Genomic DNA, 16,340 nt, shown 5'->3' with positions numbered 1-16,340 from the left:
TGAACTGACGGCGGTGCACCGCGGGCGCGTGGTGCACCGCTTCGCCGGAGGCGTGAGGGGCTGACGGCACGCGTCCGACCGACCATGTGGACGGCCACCGCGCCGGCTACCCACCATCGAAGGAAGACATGTCCACCTCTCACGTCACTGCCGTCATCGACCTGGACTTGCCCGGCGCCACGATCTCCCGTCATCTTTACGGTCACTTTGCCGAGCACCTGGGGCGGTGCATCTACGGCGGGTTCTGGGTGGGGGAGGGCTCGCCGCTTCCGAACGTGCGGGGCATCCGCGCCGACGTCGTCGATGCCTTGAAGACGATCCGGATCCCCAACCTGCGCTGGCCGGGCGGATGCTTCGCCGACGACTACCACTGGCGCGACGGCATCGGCCCCCGCCACCAGCGGCCCCGGATGGTCAACTCCCACTGGGGTGACGTGGTGGAGGACAACTCGTTCGGCACGCACGAGTTCATGGACTTGTGTGAGCTACTGGGCGCCGACCCGTACGTGAGCGGGAACGTGGGCTCCGGCACCGTGCGCGAGATGAGCGAGTGGATCGAGTACCTGACGCGTGATGACGACTCGCCGATGGCGGCTCTTCGCCGCAACAACGGGCGTGAGGAGCCGTGGCGGGTGCCGTTCTGGGGGATAGGCAACGAGGCGTGGGGCTGCGGGGGGAACCTGCGAGCTGAGCAGTTCGCCTCGCTCGCCCGCCAGTACTCCACCTACGTGCGCGACCACGGCGAGAACCGGGTCTACCGGATCGCGGTCGGCGCCAACAGTGACGACTACGCCTGGACGGAGTTGCTGATGAAGTCGTTCGATTGCCTGGCCAAGGAGCCGGACCAGCCGGCCGGACCCTTTCAGGCGCTGTCGCTGCATCACTACACGATGACCGGTCCATGGTCGGACAAGGGCAGCGCCATCGAGTTCTCGGCGGACGAGTGGTATCTCGCTCTGGCGCGTGCTGCCTACATGGAAGAGCTGCTGACCCGGCACACGACGGTGATGGATCGCTACGACCCGTACAAGAAGGTCGGCCTCGTGGTGGACGAGTGGGGAACCTGGTGGAACGTGGAGCCTGGAACCAACCCGGGGTTCCTATACCAGCAGAACACATTGCGCGACGCCCTGGTGGCCTCCACCCACTTCGACGCCTTCCACCGGCACGCCGACCGTGTCGTCATGGCCAACATCGCCCAGGCCGTGAACGTGCTGCAGGCGATGGTGCTCACCGACCCGGACACGGGAGCGCTGGTGCTGACACCGACCTACCACGTGTTCGAGATGAACAGCGCCCACCACGACGCCTCTGCCCTGACGGTGCACCTGCGTGACGTGCCGTCGATCGAGTCCGGCGGGCGCGAGTTGCCGCTGGTGTCGGCTTCCGCGTCCGTCAAGGACAACGCGGCGCTGGTGTCACTGGCCAACCTGGACGCAGAGTCGTCCCGCACCGTCGCGCTGGACCTGCGCGGGCACGATATCGTCGCACGCCACGCCAGGGTCCTGACTGCCCCGTGCCTGAACGCGCACAACACCCCTGCGGCCCCCAACGCCGTCGCCCCCGCCGACCACCACGGCATACGCCCCCACTCCCGCGGACTCGAGGTCGACCTGCCCGCCCACTCCTACGTCACCGTCAGTCTCGAGCTCGCCTGAGGCGCCGCATGACGCCTTCAAGGCCTGGTCCACACGGGCGCGCTCGTCTTGGCCATCTGTTAGCCGCCATTGAAAATGCCGATGATGGCGTCACTGATCACGAGGATCTGGCGGGCACGGGCGAGGTCGTGTGATCGGCGCGGCGACGTCGCCGTCGTCACGGCGTCGGCCGCCCCCGGCACGCTGGGCCGACCCGGGCAGGGCACCGATCACAACCGGGCGTGTTGACACCAGCGCCAACCGTTGGCGCTCATGTCAACACCTCCGCGGCCATCACCGGCGCCGGCAGGGACGCGAGCCGCCCCGGCGGGCAGCGCCTGGATGGCCCGCCCGCTGGCGGCCAACCCTGCCCGCGCCGAGTTGATCATGGAGAAGGTCGGGTTTTCCGCGACTCCACAGGCGACCTTCTCCATGATCAAGCGTGCCGGTCGTCGTCGCAGTGTGCGGCGGCCCCGTTCATCGGCACGGTGACGGCGCAGACGACCCATCCGACATCGGACCGGTTGTCCACACCTGGTCGTCAACGTCAACGACGACCCATCGTCATCGACAACGGCGGCCAACAGCCATCCCGATGGTGGTGCTCGTGATCTCGATGCAGCGCTACAGGCGCTCGAGCGTCCCGCTCGGGAGCCTCAAGTGGTGGCTGGATCAGGCATCGGGCGGCGCGGTCGACTCCCGCACGACGAGCTGCGGGACCTTGACCGACGTCGCGGGGCCGGGTTCACCCTGGATCACCCGCGACAGGAGGTTGAAGGCGCGGACACCGAGGTCCTCGAAGTCCTGGTCGACGGTGGTCAGGGAGGGCCGCCAAAGGGCGACGAGCGGCTGGTCGTCGAAGCCGATCACGGAGATGTCCGCCGGGACGTCGATGCCGCGGTCGGACAGGGCGCACATGAGGCCAAGTGCTATTTCGTCGTTGGCGCAGAAGACCGCCGTGACGTCGCTCATGCCGGCGATCCGCTCGCCCCACCAGTAGCCGGCGCTCGCATCCCAGTCCGATCGCATGACCTGCGGTACCGGGGCCCCGGCGGCGGCGAGGGCCGCCCGCCAGCCGCCGGTCCTACCCGAGTGCTTGCCCTCGGTGGGGCCGGCGATGTGGTGGACCGTACGGTGGCCGAGGTGGAGCAGGTACTCGGTCGCCCGGCGGCCCGCCGCGCGCTCGTCGATCAGGGCCGCCGGCACGTGGCCGGTGCGCCGCGAGCCACCGCCGGCGACGACAACGGGCAGCCCTTCGGGCAGTGCTTTGGCGGCGTTGATGCCCGCGCGGTCGAACTCGAGCACCACCACGCCCGCTGTCGGCTGCGCCAGCGTGAGGTCGATGGCGGCCCGCACCTGCTCGTCGTCGCCGGACTCCACGACCGTGATCGACACGGACATGCCCGCGCTGCGGGCTGCGGTCTCGATCCCCTGGAGGGTGCGCGCGTAGCCGTAATTGGCGGTCGCCCCGGCCAGCACCGACACGAGCGTCCGCCGGCCGGAGCGCATTGACCGGGCGGCGCCGTTCGGGCGGTACTCGAGCGCCCGTACCGCCTCGTTCACGCGCTGCGCAAGCTCGGGCGCCACGTACTTCGTGCCGTTGAGGACTCGGGAGACGGTGGGCACGGAGACTTTCGCTGCCCTGGCGACATCGGCGAGGACGGGGGCTCGGTACGGCTTCGGACTGGCCATGAAACGAGCATACGATCCGCGCTCGCGGCATGTCGTTTTCCTGAGCCGTGTGCCCGCAAGGCTCGCCTGCCAATACCCTAAAGTACGATCGGCAGGATAACGTTTGCCTAGAACTAGGGAGCAAGTGTGCCCGCCCATCGGTACGCTCCACGTGGCGTCATCGCGCCAGGGCGGCTGTTCGTCGACGACCAGCGTGCCGTCGCCCAGCTCCATGGCGTCGGCATCCAGAAGTTCGGCGAGCGGTTCTACGCGTGGGGCGAGGACAAGACGAACGGGGGGCACTTCGGAGGCGTGGCCTGCTATTCGTCGCCAGACCTGGCGACCTGGACGGCGCACGGGCACGCCCTTCCGGTCACGCCGGACGTCCCCGACCTCGCTCCTGGGCGGGTGATCGAGCGGCCCAAGGTGCTGCGCAACCCTGCTGGGAAGTACGTGATGTTTCTGCATGTCGACTCCGCGGACTACGCCGACGCCCGTGTGGGCTGGGCGTTGGCCGACCGGCCCGAGGGCCCGTACAGCTACCTGCGCAGCGAGCGCCCGCTGGGCAACATCAGCCGCGACATCGGCGCCTTCGCGGACAACGACGGCACGGGGTACCTGCTGTCCGAGGACCGCGAGCACGGCCTGCACATCTACCGGCTGTCAGCCGACTACGTCACGGTCGAGGAGATTGTCGCGACCACGCTCACCTCACCCGGCGACCACTCGGCCGGTCCACACGGGTACGAGTCACCGGCGCTGGTGAAGGTGGACGACCTCTACTACCTGTTCGGGTCGGACCTGACAGGCTGGTCCGCCAACGACAACAAGGTTGCGACGGCGAGGTCGCTCGCCGGGCCGTGGAGCGACTGGGCGGACATCGCGCCGGCCGGGTCGGCTACGTACAACTCACAGATCTCGACGATCGTCACCGTGCACGGTTCGCGTGCCACGAGCCACGTTTATGTCGGCGACCGGTGGGACAGGGACGACCTGTTCCACTCGGCGCCGGTGTGGCTGCCGGTGCGGATCGACGACGGCACAGCCGAGCTCGAATGGCGGGCCACCTGGACCATCGATCCCGTGACGGGGCTGATCGCATGACCGTGCCCCTTCCCGGTCTTGAGGACAACACGGAGCAGCGGCTCGAGTGGGGCAACGACCTGGTACGCGTGGTGATAGCCCACGGACCGCACACTGCGCCGCGGCTGGTGGCGCTCTGGCACACCGGCGAGGGGCGCCCCGACCTGGGCAGCCTGCGCCGGTCGGCGCTGCCGGTGCTGGAAGTGGCGGCACTCGGCGACGGCCGTACGGGCACCTCGGGCAAGAGGCACGTCGACGGCGCGGCGGCGCAACGGATGCGGCTCGGCGACGTGGAAGAGGAACAGGCCGGCCCCGTCCGGCAGCTGCGGCTCCACCTCGCCGACGCAGAGTCCGGTCTGCGCGCCACCGTGCACTACGAGCTCGCCGACCCGATCCCCGTGCTGCGCACATGGGCGGAGCTGACGTCCGACGGCGAGCTGGTGCTCGACCATGTCACCACCGGCGTCGTCTCCGGCCTGGGACATGCTGCCTGCTGGGAGGACGAGCTGGCCGTGTGGGAGGCGGCGAACCCGTGGAGCGGGGAGTTTCGCTGGCGCCGGTCCACCCTCGCCGAGCGCGGCCTGTACGACGTCGGAATGGTGCGGTTCGGCCAGGTGGGCTCGAAGAACCGGATCAGCCTGACCTCGACAGGCGCCTGGTCCACCTCCGAGCACCTGGCCATGGGCCTGGTCGAGGACACGCGCACCGGCCGCATGCTCGCCTGGCAGGTCGAGACCAGCGGCGCCTGGCACGCCGAGCTCGGCGACCGGTACGACGACGTCTACCTCGCCGCCATGGGCCCGACGGCGCACGAGCACCAGTGGGCCGGCCGACTCGCCGCCAGCTCGGGGTTCACCAGCGTCCCGGTGAGCCTCGCCGTCGTCCCCGGTGACGCCGCAGGTCCCGAGGCGACCCTCGGCGCCGTCGGCGCGGCGCTCACGGAGCACCGCCGCCGGATCCGGCGGCAGCACCTGGACCACCAGACGCTGCCCGTGGTCTACAACGATTTCCTGAACGCCCTCATGTCCGACCCGACCACCGAGCGCGAGCTGCCGCTGATCGACGCGGCCGCCGACGTCGGCGCCGAGTACTATGTGATCGATGCCGGTTGGTACGACGACGAGCGCGGCGGCTGGTGGGACTCCGTGGGGGAGTGGGAGCCATCGTCCACGCGCTTCCCGGACGGGGGCCTGGGCGGCCTCGTCGACCGGATCCGCACCCGCGGCATGCGGCCGGGCCTGTGGCTCGAACCCGAGGTCGTCGGCGTGCGCAGTCCGGTCGCGCGCACGCTGCCCGACGCGGCGTTCTTCCAGCGCCACGGCCGACGCGTCGCCGAATGGGGCAGATACCAGCTCGACCTGCGCCACCCCGCCGCACGCGAGCACCTCGACACTGTGGTGGACCGGCTCGTCGACACGTTCGGCCTCGCCTACCTCAAGCTCGACCACAACATCGACATCGGCCCCGGGACCGACGCCGGAACCGGCGAGGCGCCGGGCACCGGGCTGCTCGAACACGGCGGGGCGTTCCTGGACTGGGTAGGCGCCGTCATGGACCGCCACCCCGGCCTGGTGATCGAGGGCTGCGCGGCCGGCGGATCGCGCACGGACCCGGCCACCGGCAGCGTCTTCCCCGTCCAGTCCGTCACCGACCAGCAGGACTACCGCGCTACTCCGCCCATCGCGGCGGCCGCGCCGCTCGCCCTACCACCCGAACAGGCCGGGGTGTGGGCCTGCGTCGACGGCACGATGGACCGGGAGCAGCTCGCCTTCTCCCTCGTCACGGCGCTGCTGGCGCGCGTGCACCTGACCGGCCGCATCGACACGCTCGACGCCGGGCAGCGCGCGGTAGTCCGGGAGGCGCTCGCGGCGTACCGGGCGATCCGGTCCGCCGTCGGCCGTTCGGTCCCGGTGTGGCCGCTCGGCCTGCCCGGCTGGCGCGACCCCTGGATCGTCCAGGGCGCGCGCGACCGCGACCGCCTCTACCTGGCGGTGTGGCGCCGGGGCGGCCAGGACGACGGCGCGCCCGACACCCTGCGGGTGCCGCTGCCCTGCCGGCTGGCCGACGAGAACGTCGAGGTGCTGTATCCGCGCTGGGGCGGCGAGGCCGTCGCCGTGCTCGACGACGGCCGTGCGCTCGAGCTCAAGCTCCCGGCCCTGACGTCGGCGCGGCTGCTGCGGGTCCGGGTGGCCTCATGAGCGGCGCGACGCGTACGGCGGTCAACCCGGTGGTGCGCGGCTTCGCCCCTGACCCGTCGGTGATCCGCGTGGGCGAATGGTATTACCTCGCGACCAGCTCGTTCGAGTGGTTCCCGACCATCCCGCTGTACCGTTCGCGGGATCTCGCGGACTGGGAGCCGGCCGGGGCAGTCGATAGCGCTGCCCCCGGCCGGTCGCTGCTGGGGGTGCCCGACTCGGGCGGGATCTGGGCGCCCGCCCTGAGCCACTCCGACGGCGTGTTCTGGGTCGTGTACTCGATAGTCCGCTCGCTCGGTACCCGGCACTTCGACTTGGAGACCTATCTCTGCACCGCCGCCGACGCCGGAGGTCCGTGGTCGGAGCCCGTACGCCTGCCCGGCCACGGCTTCGACCCGTCCCTGCTGCACCATGAGGGACGGCACTACCTGCTCAACCTGCAGAACGACTCGCGGGTCGGCGGTCGGCGGTTCGACGGTGTCGTGCTCACCGAGCTCGACGTCCCGTCGGCCGGCGGGGTGCCCGACGTAGGCCGCGTGCAAGCGGGTCCCACCCGCCTGCTGCTCCAGCGCGACGAGCTCGTCGAAGGGCCCAAGATCACCGTCAAGGACGGCTGGTTCTACCTCCTGCTCGCCGAGGGCGGGACCGGCGTCGAGCACGGCGTGCTCGTGGCCCGGAGCCGCTCCCTGACCGGGCCCTACGAGGTGGACGACGTCCCGCTGCTCACCTCGAGGGACGACCCGGCGGTTCCGCTGCAGAAGGCCGGGCACGGCGAGCTGGTCCAGGCGCCGTCGGGCGAGTGGTACCTGACGCACCTCGCGTCCCGGCCGCTGCAGACCCCCGCCGGGCCGCGCAACACCCTCGGCCGCGAGACGGCGGTGCAGCGGGTGGTCTGGGCCAACGGCTGGCCGCGGCTCGCCCAGGGCGGCTGGCACCCGGCCACCGAGGTCGAGGTGCCCGACGTCGGCGAGCGCGTCAGCGCGGGTGCTCGTCGAAACGACCGCACCGATGCCCCGGCCGGCCTCGACGTCGTACCCGCGTGGCCGTGGTCGACGCTGCGCGAGCCGCCGGGGGACTGGTTGGACACGGTGGCACGGCCGGGGTGGGTCCGGCTGCGCGGCCGGATGTCCGCGGAGTCGCTGTGGCAGCAGTCGCTGCTCGCCCGGCGACTGACCGAGCACCAAGCCGAGGTCGAGGTGACCGTCGAGGCCGAGCCCCGGACATTCACCCAATCCGCCGGGCTGGTGCTCTGGTACAACACAGCCTCCTACTACCAGCTCCACGTGACGTGGGCGGAGCCAGAGGGCGAGCCACAGGCGGGCCAGCAGTGGGCGGGGGACCGGGGCCGCCGCGTGCTGGTGCTCGTCCACGGGCACCCGGAGGGCGCGCGCGTCCTGGCGACGGTGGACCTCGCCGACGGACCGGTTCGCATCCGTGCGCAGATCGAGGGCGCCGCGGCCCGCCTGGGGTCGGTGGGCAGCGACGGGCTGTGGGCTCAGGTCGGACCGGATGTCGACGTCAGCGAACTATCCGACGACTTCGGCCCGAGCCTGCGGTTCACCGGGGCCTTCGCGGGGATCAGCGTTGTCGACCTCGTCGACGGTGCCTTTACCGCGGACTTCTCCGGCTGGGTCCTGCGCTGACGCTTCGCCGCACGCGAACCGGCCACCGCTACCTGAACCCTGGCTGGGGCGAGCGTGGTGCTCGTCCCCAGTCGGGGTGGCGCCTGTCAAATAGACAACAGGTGCGTGCACTGTCGCGTCGTGAAGTTCGACCCGGCAGCGGTCGCGCCGCCACGGACCGTCGAGCGCGACGTTCACGGGCGGCGCCCACCCAAGCCATCGTCGCGCGGCCGTCGGCGACAAGCTTCGGCCGTCTACGGCGGGCTCGTGGCGAATACGTGTCCAAGTTTCGTAGCGCCCTTGCGCCAACTGCGTGTTGTACCAGGTCAGGCGCGGTTGGAACGCGGCCGCCATGGCGCTCTCTCAAGGCGGTAGCGCGGGTTCGAATCCCGTCGGGGCTACAGGTAAGCGCCCCTCGCCGGCGGAAACGCACGGTGAGGGGCGCTTCTGTCTGCCCGGCCGTCTGCGGCCCTGGGCGGCTCTCTACGGGCCTTCTCGCCAAATGCGCGCCCAAGTCTGGCGGCTCGCCGGCCCGGCTCAGCACGGCGTCGATCCTGGCGCGGTACACATCGTCGTCGCCGTCGACGCAGTTGGCGTAGATCTTCAGGGGGACGTCCACGGAGTGCCCCGCCCACCCTGCCACTCTGGTGGGCGGGACGCCGGAGTTGAGCCGCGTTCGAGACAGCCGCGTTGCGAAGGTCGTAGGGCCGCACAGCGATGAGCGAGCATCGTGCATTATCGCCGAAGATCGATTCTCGGGCGCCGTTCCAGGTGCGGGAACGGCTACCCGACGGAGGACGCCGTGCCGATGACGGTCGGGCAGGAGTTCGCCGGGTGGGCGGCGACCATGCGCGAGGAGCTGCCTCGACTGGAGGACTCGCGCCGGCTGCTGCACGAGGTGAACCCGGCTGGCACGGCCATCGGCACCCAGATCACGACGGTGCCCGGTTACCGCGAGGCCGTGCTCCGGCACCTGGTGACGCTGACCGGCCTGCCGCTGGTCTCGGCTGACGACCTGATCGAGGCGGGCGTCAGGGTCGTTCCGGCGCCGGTGCCGGAAGGCTGCTGGCCGGCTGGGTGGCGAGCAGCCGCAGGCGCCGCATGAGCCGGCGGCGCCACGGTGTGCGGGCCGCGAGTGCGGCAGCGAGATGGCGCCGCTCCGGTGTGTCGGACTGCCGGACCATCAGGTCATGCTGCGTGGTCACCGCGTACAGAGTGTCCATGATTCCTTCTTCCGGGTGGTGCGCTGTTCGATGCGGTGCCCGGGAGGTCAGCCGGGACCGCGGCCGGTTGGGGCTAGTCGGTGCCGATCTCGATGTCGACCGGGACCTGGCCGGTGAGGACGTCGTAGACGGCGGATCGGGCGCGGGACTGCTCGACGAGTTCGCGCAGCTTCGCGGCGGGCGCGTCGCCCTTGACGGTGAAGCGGACGACGATCCGCTGGTAGCCGTTCCGGACGGTCGGGTCGAGCCCGAGGATGCCGTTGAGGTCGATGTCACCGGACACCGTGGATCGGACCTCCGTCAGCTGAATCCCGCGGGCGGCGGCGATGTTGGCCAGCCCGGCGGTGAGACAGGACGCGAGCGCGTGCAGGACGAACTCCACTGGGGTGGGTCCGTGGTCGCGTCCGACGAGTACGGCGGGGTGGTCGGCGTCGAACCGGAAGACGCGCTCGTGCGTCTGCTCCTCGCCGGCGCCGAAGAACCCGGTGATCGTGCCCCGGCTGTGCGTGCCCGAGACCCATTGGTTCTCGGCCCTGAACTGGAACGCGGCCGCCGCGGGCGCGGCCTTGAGGGCGTCGAGCGTGGCGAACAGGGCGGCGGTGTCCACTCCGTTGCGGACGGAGTCGTTGACGTCGGTCGTCATGGCTGGTTCTCCTTCGATCGGGCACCACGCGGCCGCGCGGTGCGGATGTCGCTCGCCTGGGCGGCGAGCGGCTCAGACCCAGGTGAGCTGGCGCTCGCCGGGAAGTGGTCGGGCGGCCAGGTCGGCCGATTGGGTGTCGATGGCCTGGCCGAGCTGTTTCTGCAGCTCGACGAACTCAGGCACCGGCGGGTAGGCGGCCAGCGCGCAGGTCAGTTCGAAGACGTCGCGGAAGACGCGGTCGCGTTCTGCCTGGTAGCCGGCCAGCGCACACTGCTCGTCCGTGTTTTCGGTCAGGGCCTCGTGCAAGGCGGCGGCGAGCAGTTCGGCGTCCCGATAGGCGTCGCTCAGTCCGTAGCCAGTGACGGCGTCCCGGTGGACGGCGGCGTCTCCGACGAGCGCCCAGCCTTGCCCGTGGGTCTGGCGGACCAAGTTGGGCATGCGGAGCATGCCGGTCACGGGCGAGGTGCGGCGACCAGCGCGAAGTCGCCCCGCAAGCTCGGGTGCGGCCCGGCTCAGCAGCGCGGTGAAGGCGTCCTCGTGGGTGGATGACCGGCGGCGCGAGGCCCGGGCGTCCAGCGTGGGCGTACATACCCAGACACAGGCCTGCCCGTGGTGGGTCGGGAAGACGCCGGCGAGCGCGCGGTCGGCGGCCACGAGCTCGATGCCGGTCCACGGCAGGCCGTCGAAGTACGCGTACTGCGCCGCTCCGCCGTGGTCGCGGCGCTCGACCACGCGGGCACCGACCGACCGCGCCAGCCCGGACCCCAATCCGTCCGCGCCGATCACGAACCGTGCGTCGATCTCGACCGCAGCGCCGGCGCGGTCGTGCCCATACACCCCGATGGCGTGTCCCGAGGCGTCCAGGCGCACGCCGTCGATGGTCACCCCGAGCCGCACGTGCGCACCGGCGGCCACCGCCGCGTCGGCCAGGAGGGTGTCCAGGACGTAGCGGCGGGGTGCGACCAGGAGGTCCACACCCGCCTTGTCCTTGACGGGTCGGGTGACGGTTTCACCGTCAGCGGTGAAGGTGACCTGGCGGATCGCCGGCGCACCAGTGGCCAGTACCTCGTCGAGCAGACCCCACCGGTGCAGCGCCAGCACACCCGTTCGGGCGAGCTGATGCGTCGACAGCGTGTCGGCCGGGAAGACGGCGCGGTCGACGACCACCACGTCGTGACCGAGCCGGGCGAGCAGGAGCCCGACGGCCGCACCGGCGGCACGCGCGCCGACGACGACAACGTCGTGGCGGTGGCGGTTGATCTGCATGCGGTGAGTCCCCTTCGGTGGCGCCGTCGGCGGCTGCTGGCCGCCGCGGGCTCGTCTCACCCCAGCCTGTGAGGTGCCGGGCGAGAACTCATCCGTGCGATCCACGGGTCTTTCCACGGACGCCGCGTCAGTACCGGAGAACGCCGAGCTGACGCACAATGCGTAGATGGCAGGTCACGACGGCGGCCTCGCCGAGCAGCTGGCTCGTAACGGTGTCACCGAGCGTGAGGCCGAGGTGCTGGCGGCGGTGTCCGAACGTCTCCGCAACCGCGCGATCGCCGAGCGGCTCCACATCTCGGTGCGGACCGTGGAGAGCCACATCGCCGCTCTCATGCGCAAGTTCGGTGTCACGGACCGGGCGGCCCTCGGTGAGATCGGTGTGGAGTTGCGCCGCAGTGCCGTCCTCGATATCACGCTGCCCGCCCCGCTCACCAGTCTTGTCGGGCGGGCGGACGAACTGGCCGAGCTCACCGTGCTTGGCGGCGCCCATCGACTGGTGACACTCATCGGGCCGGCCGGCGTGGGCAAGACCCGGCTCGCTCTTCATGTCGCCTCACAGCAGGCGGCTTCCGCGCCCGACGGTGTGCGGCTCGCCGACTTGGCGCCGGTCGGGCCGGAACTGGTGGGCGACACGGTGGCGCGAGCGTTGGGTGTCGTGCCGCAGCCCGGATGGCCGCTGCGCGACGTCCTGCGCGAGACGGCCGGTGGGATGCGTGGCCTGCTGGTGGTTGACAACTGCGAGCACGTCATCGCGGAGGCCGCCGAGATCGTCACCGACCTCCTGACCGCTGGGAGCCTCCTGCGCGTGATCGCCACGAGCCGCGAACCACTCGGCGTCCCCGGAGAGGTGAGTTACCAGTTGCACCCCCTGCCGGTACCGGACCCGCCGGCCGCCTCCTCGGCCGACACCGCCGGTACCTACGACGCCGTGCGGCTGTTCGTCGACCGTGCCGCCACGGCCGCACCCGGCTTCACGCTCACCGACGCCAACGCCGCGAGCGTCGCCGCGCTGTGCCAGCGCCTCGACGGGCTGCCCCTCGCGATCGAGCTGGCCGCCTCCCGCGTGCGCAGCTTCGACCCGGCCGATCTGGTCGAGCATCTCGACCAGCGTTTCGAGCTGCTCTCCGCCGGTTCCCGCACCGCGTTGCCGCGGCAGCAGACGCTGCGTGGCGCGATCGACTGGAGTTACGACCTGCTGGACGACGCCGAACGGGCGCTCTTCGACCGGCTCGGGGTGTTCCCCGCCGACTTCGACTACGCGGCCGTCGAGGCCGTGTGCTGGGCGGACGCGCCCGGTGCTGCGGCCGTGATCACGCTGCTACCGGCGTTGGTCGACAAGTCTCTGGTGACCGCTGTGGGTCGCGATGGACGCCGCTACCGGCTACTGGAGACGATCCGGCTGTACGCGGCCGAACGCTTGACCGCGTCCGGCGCCGAAGCCGGCACCTGGCAACGGCACGCCTCCCACTACCTCGCGTTTGCCGAACACGCGGCCCAGTGGCTACGGACGATGGAGCAGCGCGCCTGGCTCGACCGCTTGACCACCGAGCAGCCGAATCTGCGTGCCGCACTGGACCGCCGCATCGTCGACGGCGACATCGAGTCCGCCTGGCGATGGATCGCCGCGTTGGAGCGGTTCTGGGACGTCAGCGGGCAGCGCCGCGAGGCTCAGGAGTGGATTCAGCGCGCGCTGGCGCTGGGCCGCCCACCCGCCACCCGTCAGGTCGTCGCTGGAGTCGCCGCGGCAAGCGCGCTCTTGCAACCCACGGACGCTCGAGCCGCGTTCGACCTGGCGGACAAGGCCGTCGACCTCGCCGTGGACCTGGACGACCTCACCCGTGCGCGGGCTGCGCGCGCGGTGGGGATGGGCGCGATCTGGGTCCAGGCAGAGCGAGTGCTGCCGGCGTTGAACGATGCGCTTGCCCTCTTCGGTGAGCATCACCCGTGGGAGACCGCGCTCACCATGCAGGGTCTCGCGCAGGCGTCCCGTGACCTGTCCGAGGCGATCGACTGGGGACGACGGAGCGTGGCGTTGTTCCGCAGCGTGGGCGACCAGATGTATGCGGCGAACGCGCTGTTCATCATGGCGCAACGCGCGATGTATGCCGGCGTCGCCGACGACGAGGTGGAGGCGTGGCTGTCCGAGAGCCGGGCGCTGGCCGAAGCGGCCGGCAGCGAGGGCGACGAGACACACGCGACCGTGGGATTCGGGCAGCTCGAATGGCTCCGCGGCAACCACGACCGCGCCACAGACCTGATGGCGGGCTGCCTGCCGACGCTTCGCCGGCTCGGCGACCAGCGCTGCACCGGGCGAGCGCTGTACGTGCTCGGCGAGCGGGCCTACGAGCGCGGCGACCTCGGCTCCGCGGAGCAGCACCTTGCCGCGAGCATCGGCGCCATCACGCTGGCCGGCCAGTCATTCGTCCTCGTGAGAGCGCTCGAGAGCCTCGCCGCCGTCCTCGCCGATCAAGGCCGCCGGCGACATGCCGCGGTACTCCTCGGCGCCGCCCACACCGCCCGCGACTCGGCCAGCACCCACATGCGCCCCGTCCAGCCACCCGACGACGACCTGCGCCGATCGCTCGTACGACAGCTCGGCCCAGCCGGCTTCGACGCCGCCCATCGCGAGGGCGAATGCCTGTCACCCACACAGGCGCTCCAGGCCATATCCGACCAGCGCGATCTCCCCGCACACGGACCGGCCTGACGGCGCCGGCCTGGAGCTGACGCGCCACATTCCGGTAGACACGCGACGTTGGCCACCCGGATGTGCTGGGTGACCCGACCGCCGGGTGCTCGCCCTGCTGCTCGCGCTCATCGCCACTGCATGGCAGCTGGTCACAGCGTGCCGGACGAGGTCTCGTCGTCTCACCGTTGACGGGCGGGACGCGACAGGCGAGCACGGTCGCCGGCGCCATCTGCCGGCCGTTGGGAGTCCGTACGTGTTGCGCGGCCTGGGCGAAAGATAGGGAAACGTCCCGATGCGCGAGCGGGTCCGGGGTCTAGTGTCGGTCTCGTCGACACCGACCCAGGGGGGACCATCATGTCCAGCACTGTCAGCGACCAGGAACTCAAGAGCCGCCACCGCGCCATGTGGGCCTCCGGCGACTACCCGCAGATGGTCACCACCTTCCTGCTTCCGCTCGGCCCACGCCTGGTCGAGGCGTGTGGCATCCAGGCCGGCGACCGCGTGCTCGACGTCGCGTCCGGCACCGGCAACGCGGCCATTCCGGCGGCACGCAAGGGCGCGGACGTGACGGCCAGCGATCTCACGCCCGAGCTCCTCGACGCCGGCCGCGCTGTGGCCGAGGCGGAAGGCCTGCAGCTGACCTGGGTCCCCGCCGACGCCGAGCGCCTGCCGTTCGCCGACGACCAGTTCGATGTCGTGATGTCCTCGATCGGAGTGATGTTCGCTCCGCACCACCAGGCGGCCGCCGACGAGCTGGTGCGGGTCTGCAAGCCGGGCGGGACGATCGGACTGCTGAGCTGGACGCCGGAGGGCATGATCGGCGGCCTGTTCGCGACGATGAAGCCGTTCGCGCCGCCGCCGCCCGCCGGAGCGTCGTCCCCGCCCTTGTGGGGCCGCGAGGCTCACCTGGACGAGCTCTTCGGCGACCGGGTGACCTTCGGCAGGCGTGAACGGGCCACGTTGGAGATCACGGCGTTCACCCGTGCCCACGACTACGGTGAGCACTTCAAGGCCTTCTACGGGCCGACCATCGCAGCGCGGAACAACGCCGAGAAGAACGGTCTGGCCGACGAGTTCGACGCGGCGCTGGATGCCTTCTGCGACACGTGGAACCGCGGCACCGACGAGCAGGCGCGGTTCGAGAAGGAGTACCTGCTGTCGGTCGGGACCAAGAGCTAGGAGGGCACGCGGCGCAGTTCCGGCGGTGGGTGGGCGCCGGGCACACTGGCGGATCCGCCGCTGGGCTGCGAGGATTTCAGCCGACGTTCAGGAGGTGGACATGCCGGCGTGGTCGTGGCCGCTGGTCGGCGCGGGCGGTGCCTGACCTCCGTGGGCGTCGGTCCTGGGTGCCGATTCTCGCCCACGCGCAGGCGGAGGGCGGGTTCCGACGACCAAGCATGCCCTGGACGCGTGGGTCCAGGCCACGGGTGTCAACTTGCCAGCCGATGTGGGTGGGTGTCAACATCATCGGGATGCCTGAACCGACGACGCGGTCGACGTACCACCACGGCGACCTCCGCAACGCGCTGCTCGCCGCCGGCGCGCGGCTGGCGGAACGGGGCGGGCCCGACGCCGTCGGGGTCCGGGCGGCGGCCCGCGAGGTCGGGGTCAGCCCGACCGCGGCCTACCGGCACTTCGAGAACGCCGACGACCTCCTGCTCGGCGTCAAGGAGCGAGCGTTCCAGGCATTGACCGACGCCATGCGCGCGCGGCTGGCCACCGTCCCCGACACCGGCGACGCCGGCGAGACCGCGACCCGCCGGCTGGAGGCGCTCGGCCGGGCCTACGTCGGCATCGCGCTGGCCGAACCCGGGCTGTTCCGGGTCGCGTTCTGCGAGAAGGGCGCGCTGCCGTCCGACGACCTGCCCAACGCCCTCGCCATGGTCGCGCAGGTGATGGACGACCTCGTCGCGGCCGGCCGGCTGCCCGCAGAGCGCCGCCCGCTGGCCGAGATCGCGGCGTGGGCGGCCGTGCACGGCGTCGCCCGGCTGGCGCTGGACGGCCCGCTGGCCAACGTCGCGCCCGAGCTGTTCGCCGCGTCCGTCGATCGCGTCATCGACATGACCCTGCGGGACCTGACCGGGCTCGGGAGCCGCCGGTCGGCGAGGTCGGCCGGCGCCGCCGACTGGCAGGGAGACGGCACAAGACGCTAGCAGACCACCGCTGGCAAGCGAAGTGCGTTGCCACAGCTTAACCAAGCATTAATGTGACCCATCAACAATGATTCATTTTAAGTCTGCGTCATTTACATGTAACCCAAGTCACATCCGGATGATCATTGACCTCCCGCTGGCGGCGATGCTTTACTCAT

The 16,340-nt window shown here is 71.1% G+C and carries 11 protein-coding genes; 8 read left to right on the top strand and 3 right to left on the bottom strand.

Annotated features, from left to right (window positions below; all coding sequences use genetic code 11):
• Nucleotides 1-128 precede the first annotated feature (128 nt).
• Complete coding sequence (locus E1262_RS02420) at nucleotides 129-1,658, top strand: alpha-N-arabinofuranosidase (protein ID WP_132101442.1); 1,530 nt, start codon at nucleotides 129-131, stop codon at nucleotides 1,656-1,658.
• Between the two features lie 651 nt (nucleotides 1,659-2,309).
• Here E1262_RS02420 and E1262_RS02415 read toward each other — a convergent pair.
• Nucleotides 2,310-3,329 carry a LacI family DNA-binding transcriptional regulator gene (locus tag E1262_RS02415; RefSeq protein ID WP_132101441.1) on the bottom strand — a complete coding sequence of 340 codons (1,020 nt, stop codon included), beginning with the start codon at nucleotides 3,327-3,329 and terminating at the stop codon, nucleotides 2,310-2,312.
• Nucleotides 3,330-3,455: 126 nt separating this feature from the next.
• Here E1262_RS02415 and E1262_RS02410 point away from each other — a divergent pair, with 126 nt between their 5' ends.
• The 4 genes from E1262_RS02410 to E1262_RS02390 all read left to right on the top strand — a co-directional run bounded on the left by E1262_RS02410 (nucleotide 3,456) and on the right by E1262_RS02390 (nucleotide 9,313).
• Nucleotides 3,456-4,412 (top strand): family 43 glycosylhydrolase, encoded by a 957-nt coding sequence (locus E1262_RS02410; RefSeq protein ID WP_203453468.1) that lies wholly within the window; start codon nucleotides 3,456-3,458, stop codon nucleotides 4,410-4,412.
• The gene (locus E1262_RS02405) at nucleotides 4,409-6,589 is read left to right on the top strand and encodes an alpha-galactosidase (protein ID WP_132101440.1); all 2,181 of its coding nucleotides are present in this window, start codon (nucleotides 4,409-4,411) and stop codon (nucleotides 6,587-6,589) included. The genes E1262_RS02410 and E1262_RS02405 overlap by 4 nt, the downstream gene beginning before the upstream one ends.
• Nucleotides 6,586-8,229, top strand: coding sequence for a glycoside hydrolase family 43 protein (locus E1262_RS02400; RefSeq protein WP_132101439.1), 1,644 nt, complete (start codon nucleotides 6,586-6,588; stop codon nucleotides 8,227-8,229). The genes E1262_RS02405 and E1262_RS02400 overlap by 4 nt, the downstream gene beginning before the upstream one ends.
• Before the next feature lie 781 nt (nucleotides 8,230-9,010).
• Nucleotides 9,011-9,313, top strand: a complete 303-nt coding sequence (locus tag E1262_RS02390) for a lyase family protein (RefSeq protein ID WP_162605734.1) — start codon at nucleotides 9,011-9,013, stop codon at nucleotides 9,311-9,313.
• Between the two features lie 191 nt (nucleotides 9,314-9,504).
• On the opposite strand, the gene E1262_RS02385 is transcribed toward E1262_RS02390, so the two are convergent.
• Nucleotides 9,505-10,074, bottom strand: a complete 570-nt coding sequence (locus E1262_RS02385; protein ID WP_132101437.1) for an OsmC family protein — start codon at nucleotides 10,072-10,074, stop codon at nucleotides 9,505-9,507.
• A gap of 72 nt (nucleotides 10,075-10,146) precedes the next feature.
• Entirely contained in the window at nucleotides 10,147-11,340 is a 1,194-nt protein-coding gene (locus E1262_RS02380) for an NAD(P)/FAD-dependent oxidoreductase (RefSeq protein ID WP_132101436.1), read from the bottom strand.
• Nucleotides 11,341-11,506: 166 nt separating this feature from the next.
• Between E1262_RS02380 and E1262_RS02375 the strand changes: the two genes are divergently transcribed.
• The 3 genes from E1262_RS02375 (at nucleotide 11,507) to E1262_RS02365 (ending at nucleotide 16,182) form a co-directional block, all read left to right on the top strand.
• On the top strand, nucleotides 11,507-14,047 hold the full coding sequence (locus tag E1262_RS02375) for an ATP-binding protein (RefSeq protein ID WP_132101435.1): 2,541 nt from the start codon (nucleotides 11,507-11,509) through the stop codon (nucleotides 14,045-14,047).
• 336 nt (nucleotides 14,048-14,383) lie between these two features.
• Entirely contained in the window at nucleotides 14,384-15,208 is an 825-nt protein-coding gene (locus E1262_RS02370) for a class I SAM-dependent methyltransferase (RefSeq protein ID WP_132101434.1), read from the top strand.
• A 293-nt stretch (nucleotides 15,209-15,501) separates the two neighbouring features.
• Nucleotides 15,502-16,182: a TetR/AcrR family transcriptional regulator gene (locus tag E1262_RS02365; protein WP_132101433.1), complete on the top strand. Its 681-nt coding sequence runs from the start codon at nucleotides 15,502-15,504 to the stop codon at nucleotides 16,180-16,182.
• Nucleotides 16,183-16,340: the final 158 nt, after the last annotated feature.

Source organism: Jiangella aurantiaca, assembly GCF_004349105.1.
Classification (GTDB): Bacteria; Actinomycetota; Actinomycetes; order Jiangellales; family Jiangellaceae; genus Jiangella; species Jiangella aurantiaca.
Note: the sequence above shows the minus strand (reverse complement) of the source record. Positions and strands in the feature narration are given on the sequence as shown.

Coding starts and splice junctions, on each gene's coding strand:
- E1262_RS02370 (WP_132101434.1), top strand. CDS start 14,384: ATGTCCAGCACTGTCAGCGACCAGGAACTCAAGAGCCGCCACCGCGCC.
- E1262_RS02365 (WP_132101433.1), top strand. CDS start 15,502: ATGCCTGAACCGACGACGCGGTCGACGTACCACCACGGCGACCTCCGC.
- E1262_RS02375 (WP_132101435.1), top strand. CDS start 11,507: ATGGCAGGTCACGACGGCGGCCTCGCCGAGCAGCTGGCTCGTAACGGT.
- E1262_RS02405 (WP_132101440.1), top strand. CDS start 4,409: ATGACCGTGCCCCTTCCCGGTCTTGAGGACAACACGGAGCAGCGGCTC.
- E1262_RS02420 (WP_132101442.1), top strand. CDS start 129: ATGTCCACCTCTCACGTCACTGCCGTCATCGACCTGGACTTGCCCGGC.
- E1262_RS02415 (WP_132101441.1), bottom strand. CDS start 3,329: ATGGCCAGTCCGAAGCCGTACCGAGCCCCCGTCCTCGCCGATGTCGCC.
- E1262_RS02400 (WP_132101439.1), top strand. CDS start 6,586: ATGAGCGGCGCGACGCGTACGGCGGTCAACCCGGTGGTGCGCGGCTTC.
- E1262_RS02380 (WP_132101436.1), bottom strand. CDS start 11,340: ATGCAGATCAACCGCCACCGCCACGACGTTGTCGTCGTCGGCGCGCGT.
- E1262_RS02385 (WP_132101437.1), bottom strand. CDS start 10,074: ATGACGACCGACGTCAACGACTCCGTCCGCAACGGAGTGGACACCGCC.